The following is a 10,435-nucleotide window of genomic DNA, read 5'->3' as shown; positions in this document are numbered from 1 at the left end:
ATCTGGCGCGGCTGGACAAAAGGACAACATGGATCAAAAACCAGGCAGCCTCCGGATGGGTCCCTGCATTGTTCATGACTCCCGGGGATCATATGCGGCAGAACAATTCCCATGCCCTGAAACATATTGTCCAAGGGTGTTTTTCAGAACCGTCTCCACTCCGGATGGCCGTTCCAGAACATGAAAATGCCCTCCCGGCAGGACTGATGAAACAAAATCTTCCGTGGTATAACGCCTCCAAACCAGAACGTCAGCCTCATCAACAATATCCCTGTCACCACACACGACGGTCATGGGCACGTCCACGGCCTCACAAGGCGAGGGAGACCAGTCCAAAACGGCCTTCAGATCGGTGCGCAAAATGGGAACAAACAAGGTCATCAACTCGCGACTGGCAACAATCTGATCCTGTATCCCACCGAAATAGCCGGCGCTTTTTACCCACAACTCCTCATCGGGAAGAAAGGGCAACTGGGGCGCAATATGGTGACGTCCCGGCGTACAGGTACTGGAAATAATCACGTGCTGCGGCATCATGCGTGCCGTTTCCTGCAAGGCCGTGGTCAATGCATAGGCCAGGATACCGCCCATGCTGTGGCCGAACAACGCATAATCGTTCTTGTTGCCGTCGACATAGGCCTCCACCTGACACTGCAAATCGGCAACCATATCCGGGATATTGTCCAACAGGGCCTCGCCCATGCGCTGGCCGTGCCCGGGCAGATCCAGAGGTACGAGTTGTACCCGGGATGACAAATTCGGGAAAAGCGCCGGATACATGGAAGCACTTCCGCCTGCATGACCAAGCAAAAACAGGGTGATCATGCCCCTTTTTCTCCATCAGAACCGGCACCCAAAAACTCCTGCTGCATCTGGCAGACCTGCCGGAATGTTTCCTGTTGCAGCAAGGCCAGTTGCGCAGACACATCTCCCCCTCCATGTCCAGCCATCTTTTCAGGGCTGAAGGAAGAATCCGGCATGATCGGCCCTTTGTTTCCAGGTGCCCTGGGCACGGGATGCTGCACAAAATCAGGCAGCAGGTGTTCCCGTTCAAAAGGATAAACCGGCATGGCTTCAGGTCGCAGCACACCGTCAGCCTCCCAGCCCCAATCCGGTTCACAGCCCATGACATAAAGGCGGGCCAGACTCTGAGCCAGAGGTTGCATCACCGCGCCGGGATTCTGGGAAAAAAGCCATATGCCATCTTCCCGGCACTGACGACCGTATGAGGTCAGAATCGGGCTGGCACCAAGCTCGATGTAGACATCCTCCCGGGCGTGGAGCATGGCATCAAGAAAACGTACGGGCCTGCGCGTCTGGCGACAAAAATAATCCGCCCAGTCCGTATCTGCAGACAGATACTCGCCACTGCACCCCGAGAGCATGCGCAACCTGGGCGCAGAAAAGGTTTTGCCGCGCAAAAAGGTTCGGAAATCATCAAGCATGGGTTCGATCATGGGGCTGTGAAATGCCAGGGACACGGGAAGAGGCCGACTCTCCAGACCGCGTTTGCGCAGACTCTGCACGGCATCATCCACCTGGCCCTGTTCTCCGGCAATGGTCACGGTCGCAGGGCCATTGACCGCTGCCAGGGACACCCCGGGAAACGTGCTCAGGACGTCGGCCACTTCGCTTTCGCTCCCCAGAACGGCTGCCATGGCTCCCTGGTCACGGATGGAAGCTGCCAGCTCACCACGGGTCAGGGTTATGTCCAGACCCGTCTCCAAGTCCAACACCCCTGCAATATGAGCGGCTGCATATTCTCCGATACTGTGTCCGAAAACAGCGTCAGGCTGCACGCCACATTCCCGCCAGAGAGCGGCCAGAGCCGCCTGATGGGCATAAATGGCCGGCTGAACACAACGGATATCCTGGAGTCGGGGATCGTTCTCGGCAAACATGACCTCCAGCAGGGAATACCCCAGACGCGGCGCAGCCAGCTCATCACACCGCTCCAGCACTTGGCGAAAAACCGGAAACAAGGCGGCCAGCTCCCGGCCCATGCCGCCCTGTTGCGAGCCCTGACCACTGCACAGAAACAGGATGCCGGGCCTGGTTTTTCCCTGCCTTCCCCGAACAACACACCGCTTTTTCTTGCCGGCAACAAAGGCGCGCAGACCGGTCAAGGCTTCTTGTGCATCAGCCGCAACCAGGGCCAGGCGTTCCGGTTCCTGGGGCCGCGCAGCAGCAGCCGTGCACATGGCCGAAAAATCCTCCCCCTGTTCCAGCAGCCGTGCACAACCAGCAGCCAGACGACTCAGACCGGCAGCAGAGCGCGCGGACAAGGGCAGTACCCGGTAATCCGGCTCTGCCCTCGTGGTCCCGGCCTTGTCAGACACGGGCTCCGGCGGCTGAGCCACCAAAAGATGTACAAGAGTTCCTGTGATCCCGAAGCTGTCAATACCGGCGATGCGCCGTTCATACCCTTCAGGCCAGGGCCGGGTCTCTGCCACAACCTGGACGGGCAGTTGATCCCACACCAGCAAACCGTTCAGCGGGGTGCAATGCAGACTGGCGGGTATCACGCCGTCGCGTACCGCAAGTACGGCCTTGATCAGTCCGGCCATGCCCGCTGCTGCTTCCAGGTGGGCGATATTGCTTTTGACCGACCCGATAAGGAGTTTGTTCTTGCGTGATCCATAAACCCGGGCCAGGCTCTCCACCTCAATGGGATCTCCCACAGGGGTGCCTGTTCCATGTGTTTCCACAAACCCCACCTGGGCAGGCTGTATGCCCGCATTGGCCAGGGCCCGCGAGATAACGTGCCGTTGCCCGGCCGCACTGGGGACGGTGAATCCCGCACTCCTGCCGTCCGAGCCCACAGCTCCGCCCAGAATCACGGCATGGATGCGATGCCCCTGACGCTGGGCATCGGATAATCGCTCCAGCACAAGAACGCCGCCGCCCTCACCTCGGCCAAAGCCGTTTGCGCTGTTTCCAAAGGCCTTGCACCGTCCGTCGGGCGCCAGGGAATGCATGGCGTTCAACCAATGACTGGGCGTGGGCCCCAGCAGCAGATTGACCGATCCAACCATGGCCAGCGTACATTCACCGGCCCGCAGACTGTTCACGGCATTCATCACGGCAAGCAGGGCAGTGGAACACGCCGATTCCACGGCCTGGCAGGGCCCGTTCCAATCGTAAAAATAGGAAATGCGTCCGGCCTGGGCACTGTTCATGTTCCCGGTCATGACATAGGGATCATCTGCGGAATTGCGGTCCGTACCCAACTGGTCGAAAAGGTACTCCGTGCCGGTCTTGCCTGTGAAAACGCCAACGTCCTCACCGGCCAGAGCCGACGGCAGCAAGCCAGCATCCAGCAGGGCCTGCCATGACAATTCCAGCAACAGACGGTGCTGAGGGTCATTCATGGCCGCTTCCGCAGGGATCTGTCCGAAAAGCTCCCGGTCAAAGGCAAAAAGATCATGTTTGAGCAGGGCCGCATACTCAAGGCCGGGTACACGCGGAGCTGCGTCTTGGTCATGACGGCTTTGCCACAATGCTGCACGCTCTTCGGGCACCCGGACAACCGCATCGTATCCGGAACGCAGCAGATGGCCAAAGAGGTCCGGCGTGTCCGCATCCCGGTGGGCATCACCAGGAAAAAGGCAGGACATGCCTATGATGGCCACGGGTTCATGCATGGTCTGCACCTCTCCCTGCAGCTCATGAATGAGATCCCGCGCCCTGCGTAATGCAGTCTTGTACTGCTCTTCCCGTGCACGATCCATCAATCTTCCCCCAGCAAACTGTCAATGTCGTTCAGCAAGGCCTGCCGGTCCCGGTCGGCAAAATGGTCCACGTTTGCGATTTCCACGGGTATCTGCTCCTCTGTTTCCGAACCGTTGCTCCCCCTCAGCCATCCCGCTATCTTTTCCAGGGTCGGATATTCAAAAATCAGGGATACGGGTATGGTCCGACCCAGCTCCCGACCGATAATGTTACGGAATTCCACGGCCAGGAGGGAATCAAACCCCTGCTCCAGCAAGGGCACCTCCACGGCCAGATGGGCAGGATCGCTAACCCCGATCAACCGGCAGGCCACAAGGCGCAAACCTTCCAGCAGGCTCGCCGCATCGGTCGCATCGCCCAATACAGCCTCAACGTTTTGCATGTCATCCTGGTGCAACCATTGGGTGGATATCAGGGACGCGAAATAGCCGTTCGAACCCTGTTGCAGGGATTCAGACCGGGCCTGTGCAAAACGTTTCCAGTCCATATGCATGACCCCAAAACACGGTGCCAGGGGAGATGCGGCCTGAAATGCTGCCAGAGCATCGTCAGCTTGCAGGGAAACAATGCCCTGACGTTCCAGATGCGCCCCTCGGCGCTTGGTTGCCACGGCCATGCCTCCCTCGGCCCATGGCCCCCAGCACACACTGTTACCCGCCAATCCCTGCTGCTGGCGCCACCAGGCAAACACGTTGAAAAAAAGATTGGCCGCATTATAGTTGCTTTGTCCCTGAGCTCCGAGCAGGGTTCCGGCCGAGGAATAGAGAACAAAATGCTGCAGTTCATCATCCCTTGTGGCCAGGTGCAGATTAACGGCTCCGGTAATTTTGGGCTCCATGACCTTGTGCATACGCTTTGGGGTCATCTCCATGATCACTCCGTCATCCAGAAGACCGGCCGCATGATAGACTCCACGCAGGGGGGGAGCCTCCTGTCGCAAACCGGTCAAGGCCGCCTCAACCTGCAGCACATCGGTCACGTCCACCTGCAGATCAAAAACACGCACCCCCTTTTGACGCAGATCCTCCAGGGCCTGACGCCCGGATTCCGAACGGATTCCTGAACGGGACATCAGGGCCACGGCCTCGGCGCCCTTGTCCCCAAGCCACCGTGCCAGATGCAGCCCAAGGGAACCGGATCCGCCACTGATCACATGCGTTCCGGACAACGGGACGGCATCTGCCTGACGGTCCGACTTGAGGTGTACCAATGACTGGGCATATACACGACCATGACGTACAGCCCGGTGATCCTGCACTGATTCGGCCTGACACAGCCTGGCACAGAGCTGCATGTCCTCGTCGCTCCACGCCGTACCGGGCATGTCCACACAACCACCCCAGAGATCCGGATGCTCCAGGGCGAAACTGCCTCCAACACCCCACAATCCTGCCCCGGATGGCTGCACTTCATCGTCTTCCAGCACCTTCATCACCCCGCTGGTGATCACATGCACGCGCAATCCAAAGGATACGGCCTGCTGCAACGCAACCAGCATATCCTGACAGACCCGTATTTCCCCTGCGGCCAGATCATCCACGTCGGAACAAGGACCATGTACCAGCAGCAGATGACCGCCTGAAGTATCCACATCAGCCAGGGCCCGGGCCAATTCCCTGCCTGATGTCGGCAGAACATGGGCGCCAAGGACCTCGGCCAGACGAGCCCCTGTTTCAGCTCGGCCCAGCGATGCCACATACACCTGCCCGGAACCGGCCTTTGGCAGCTGCGCGTCATCCCATTGCTGCACATAAACCTGTTGCAGGGGATCACTGTGCATCTGGCGGTACAGGGTGGCCCTATCGGTCATGCGGAACACGAATCCGGACAGCTCCATGACCACCTGTCCCTTGTCATCCATGGCAAGAGTACCGCCCTCCAGGGTTGCATCTCCGGATCCCCGTCTGGCCCGGGCATGGCACCACAAGGCCTCGGGTACCGGTCGCCACAGGCTCAACCGTTCCACATGCAGCGGGATGAGCAAGGCCTCCTCGGTCATCATGGTATCGGCCAGTTCGTGGAAAAAAGGCGGCAGGATGGTCTGCAGCACGGCATCCAGAGCTCCGGGGTAGATCACATGCCCGGCCTCGCCGGGATCGCCACGCCGGGCCTGTACCCGGCACATGGACTCGCCATCCCGGACCGAAATATCTTCGATACGCTGAAAACCGGGCCCCACTTCATATCCCTGTCCCAGGAAACGGTCATAAAAGGCGGTTTTGGTTTCCCGATGCGCGAACAACTGCCCTGGTTTGCGCACGGGAACGGATTCCGGTCCCGGCTGGAAAATCACCGTGCCGGTACAATGGGTCAGCCAGTCTTCCTCCCCCTGTCGGCTCACAAGACGAAACCGGCTCTCGGAAGCCTGCGGGGTCTCGATAATCACCTGCACGTGCCGGGTCTGCCCCGGTTCCACCACCAGCGGGCTGAGAAAATCCACGTTGCCCAGCTGACAGCATTCCGTGCCCCTCAATTCCCGCACTGCGGCCAGGATCATGGCCATGTGACCGGCAGCAGGACTGATGGCCTTGCCGAAAATGACATGTTCCTGCACGAATCCGGGACCGGTCTCGGAAAAATCCATGACAAAGACAGCGCTATCCCCCAACGCCGGGCTGTCCAGACGGTGGCCCGGCACGTGGTCACTCCGGACAAACCCCGACGGCGGATCCACCTGCACATCCATCCAATGCTGTTGACGCTGCCAGGGATATCCGGGCAGGGGCACATATTGGTCAGGAAACGAGGCAAACACTTCATCCCAGTTCAGGACCACACCCTCACCATACAGACTGGCCATGGCCCCGAACAGGGACCTCAATCCGTCCTGCTTGGGGCTTAAGGTAGGGAAACACTGCAACGTGAGGCCACATTGCCAGACCAGTCCGGACAATGCCGTGGATGGACCGGCCTCAACGGCCAGAGAACACTGCTCGCTCATGGTCTGCACGGCGCTGAAAAACCGAACCGGCGCGACAATCTGATCACGCCAATAGGTCCAACGTGTCAGTTCGAGGGAAGCCATCTGCCCGCTGACCGTGGAAATCATGTCCATGCGTGTTGGCCGGGCCAGCTCCACCTCCTGCAGCGGACCTTCAAAGGCCTTGGCTGCTTTGTCCATATCCGGTGAATGAAAGGCATGGGATACACGCAGTTCCCGATACGCCACACCGCGATCTTTCAGATCCTTGAGAAAGGCAGCCAGGGCGGCCTGGGGCCCGGAAACCGTCAGGCTTACAGGAGCATTGATCGCTGCAATACAGATCTGCGGGTGCCCGGCCAGCAATCCGGCCACCTCATCCTCGGAGGCAAAGACCGCGGCCATACCTCCTGACGGAGCCTGGGCCATGCACCGTCCCCGATGAAGTGCCAAAACAAGCATGTCTTCCAGGCGCATCACCCCGGAGGCCACAGCGGCCGGGTATTCACCAATGCTGTGCCCGGCCACATAATCAAAACCCAGGCCAAAAGATTCCCACAAACGCCAGAGAGCATACGACACCGAGGCTATAACCGGCTGGGCATACTCCGTACGAGCCAGCTCCTCTGCCGACATGCCGCCATAGATCGCCTGCAGCAAATCAAAATCATGGGCTTGAAGAAGAAGGTCACATTCCTCCAGTGCCTTGCGAAAGACCGGATACATGGCAAACAGGGAGCGTCCCATGTCCGGATACTGCGAACCCTGCCCGGTAAACAGCAACCCCATTGTCTCGGGTTGTGCTGCTGCCCGCACAGGCATGGCCGTTCGCAACTGTTCCGCCACCTCGCCGGGGGTACTGCCCACAACGGCCACCCGCCAGGCAAAATGGTGCCTCCGGCACGCGGCACTGCGGCACAGGGCCGCCAGGTGATGCGGCGTCATATCCTGTACCTCAAGGGCGGTTGCCTGGGCCAGATCCCGCAGGGCTTCCTCTGTCTTGGCTGAAAGCAGGAGCAGAAAGGCCGATGGCTCCTGTGTGGATTCCTCAACCGCAGGCTCCACATATTCCTCGATAATGGCGTGACCATTGACCCCGGAAAAACCAAAAGAACTCATCCCGGCACGGCGCGGATGTTCACCCTCCCAGGGCTGTAATGTCCGCGGTGCCTCCACGCCCCGTCCCTGCCAGTCAAAGCGGGTATTGGGAGTCTTGATATGAATATTTGCCGGGAGAGCCCCATGCTCCAGGCACAACATGAGCTTGGCCAGGGAGGCAAGGGCGGAAACCGGCTCCAGATGCCCGATATTGGCCTTGACAGATCCTATGCGCAGCAGCGTGCCCGGACTGGGCCGATAGGCATCCGCAAGGGCCTCGAGCTCAATGGCATCGCCAAGAGCCGTGCCCGTACCATGGGCCTCCACATAGCTGACATCTTCGGGCCGCAGGGCGGCATCACGCAACGCCTGGGCAATGACCTTCTGCTGTGACAAACCATTGGGGGACGTCAGACCATTGCTCTTGCCATCCTGATTCAGGGCCGTACCCCGGACCAGTCCCAGAATACGATCCTTGTCCCTCTGGGCATCCCTCAACCGCTTCAAAAGCACGACCACGGCACCCTCTCCCCGGCCATAACCATCTGCGCTGTCATCAAAGGCCTTGCTTCGTCCGTCCGGACTGATAGCCCCGAGTTTACTGAAGCAAATGTGCAGATCCGGCGTGAGCATCAGGGTCACCCCCCCCACCAGGGCCATGTCGGATTCACCCTGACGCAGACTCCGGCAGGCAGCATGCAGGGCAACCATACTCGAAGAACAGGCCGTATCAACGGAAAAGCAGGGTCCTTCAAAACCGTAATAATAGGAAACTCTGCCACAGGCTCCGCTCAGCGTCGTGCCGGTGAGGGAATAGGCGTCAATGCGTTCCCGCACATAGGATTCACGGTGGGCGTGGCTGTACTCGTTGTTGGTCATACCCACAAACACGCCAACATTCTTGCCGCGCCAGGCAAAGGGATCGATACCTGCGTGCTCAAAAGCTTCCCAGCTTACCTCAAGAAGCAGACGCTGCTGCGGATCAAGCTGGGCCGCCTCACGGGAGGATATATTGAAAAAATGTGCGTCAAAATCCTGGAGACGGGGACTGGGAGCTGTCAGAAAAGCGGCCTCACAGGTGTACATCTTGCCCGGAGCGTTACGATCCGGGTCATAGTACCGCTCCCGATCCCACCGATCCTGCGGCACCGGAATAACCGCATCCTTGCCGTCAACCAGGAAACGCCAATACTCATCCATGGAATTGATCCCGCCGGGCAGACGGCAGCCCACACCCACAACGGCCAGCGGTTCTTCCAGATGCTTACAGCTGACGGACTCGCCGGACCCGGTTGCAACGTCATCACCAAGACATGACAGATGATCGGCCAACCGGGTGATGTCGGGATGGTTGAACACCGTGGAAACCGGCAGCGCAAGTCCCAGTGATTGGCCCAGGCCGGAACAGAAACGCACTGCCAGCAATGACGTCAGACCATGGGTACGGAAGGGCTCGTCATCGCCCATCTCGCACTCCGGCAGCACCTGTTTCAGCTCTTGGCGGATCAGTTTTTTCAACTCGCTGCGACGCCGCCTCCGGGATTTGTCTGCCGCCTGTCCCAAATGGGCATCAGAGATACCGGAACATGCCGATGGTGCCTCTTTCCAGCCCTTCAGGATGTCCGTGGCTTGCTGCAATGTCTGGCTGGCGTCCGTATTCCGGCACATGGTTCCCGTGCTTTCCACCCTGTGACCCATGGCGGATGCGGTCTCGGCCATGGAATCCTGCAACACGGCATGGGGAGCGATTTCCACAAAACAGGCAGCGCCCCTATCCAGGGCACAACGCATGGCAGCCTCGAAACGCACCGGTTCACCAATGTGCCGACACCAATAGGCCGCATCAAAATCTCCGGGCCGGGCAACTTTGCCGTGCAGCGAGGACAGGATGGGAATACGGGCTGGTTGCGGGGTGAGCGTGGCCAAAGACTCGGCAAACTCTTTTAGATGTGCTTCAATGACCTTACTGTGAAAGGGAACATCCACGGCAAGCATGCGGAAAAAGACATGGGCAGGACAGGCATCCCCCAATGCCTGCAACGCTTTCGGGTCCCCACTGCACACGGTTCCCGACGGGGCATTGATGGCCGCAATCTGCACACGATCGTTATACGGCTGAATCATGCGCTCCACATTGTCAGCAGGCAGTCCCACAAAAGCCATCCGCCCTTGACCGCTGACCCGGACCAGCAACTGACTGTGCGCCAGAGCCACCCTGGCCGCATCGGTTGTCGAAAGCACCCCTGCAGCCCAGGCCGCAGTGACTTCGCCCCCGCTGTGCCCCATGATCATATCCGGCTCAAAACCACTCTCCTGCAACGCACGAAACAGGCCGCACTCCACAGCCAGTACACAGGGATGGCCCATATGGGCAGGTCGGATGTCACCGGATTGTGTGTAGAGCATCTGTTCCACAGACCAGCCGGCCATGGGGGCAAAGGCCTGGTCAAATTCACGAAATCCTGCGGCAAATGCGCCCCCCTGAACCATGAGTTCGCGGCCCATCCCCGGCCACTGGGTTCCAATACCGGAAAAAACAGCAACGTATCTCGTCATGAACAACCTCTTGGGAATCCATCTAAACGTCCAGATATTCTGAAAAGCCGGACCGGCCTGTACCTTGTCCCGGCAGGAACCATGCTTCGTTCCTGACCACTTTTTTGTAACCTGCATATGTGCAGGTTA

At 59.3% G+C, this 10,435-nt stretch carries 3 protein-coding genes; all 3 read right to left on the bottom strand.

Annotated features, from left to right (window positions below; all coding sequences use genetic code 11):
• Positions 1-72 precede the first annotated feature (72 nt).
• Genes DPF_RS06750 through DPF_RS06740 form a run of 3 tightly spaced genes read right to left on the bottom strand, consistent with a single transcriptional unit; the run spans position 73 to position 10,306 of the window.
• Positions 73-825: a thioesterase II family protein gene (locus DPF_RS06750; RefSeq protein ID WP_069858297.1), complete on the bottom strand. Its 753-nt coding sequence runs from the start codon at positions 823-825 to the stop codon at positions 73-75.
• On the bottom strand, positions 822-3,731 hold the full coding sequence (locus DPF_RS06745; protein WP_069858296.1) for a type I polyketide synthase: 2,910 nt from the start codon (positions 3,729-3,731) through the stop codon (positions 822-824). Before DPF_RS06745 ends, DPF_RS06750 begins: the two co-directional genes overlap by 4 nt.
• Positions 3,731-10,306 carry a type I polyketide synthase gene (locus DPF_RS06740; protein ID WP_176724193.1) on the bottom strand — a complete coding sequence of 2,192 codons (6,576 nt, stop codon included), beginning with the start codon at positions 10,304-10,306 and terminating at the stop codon, positions 3,731-3,733. Before DPF_RS06740 ends, DPF_RS06745 begins: the two co-directional genes overlap by 1 nt.
• Between the last annotated feature and the right edge of the window lie 129 nt (positions 10,307-10,435).

The organism is Desulfoplanes formicivorans (assembly GCF_001748225.1).
Lineage (GTDB): Bacteria > Desulfobacterota > Desulfovibrionia > Desulfovibrionales > Desulfomicrobiaceae > Desulfoplanes > Desulfoplanes formicivorans.
This window is presented reverse-complemented; position numbering and strand designations above follow the sequence as displayed.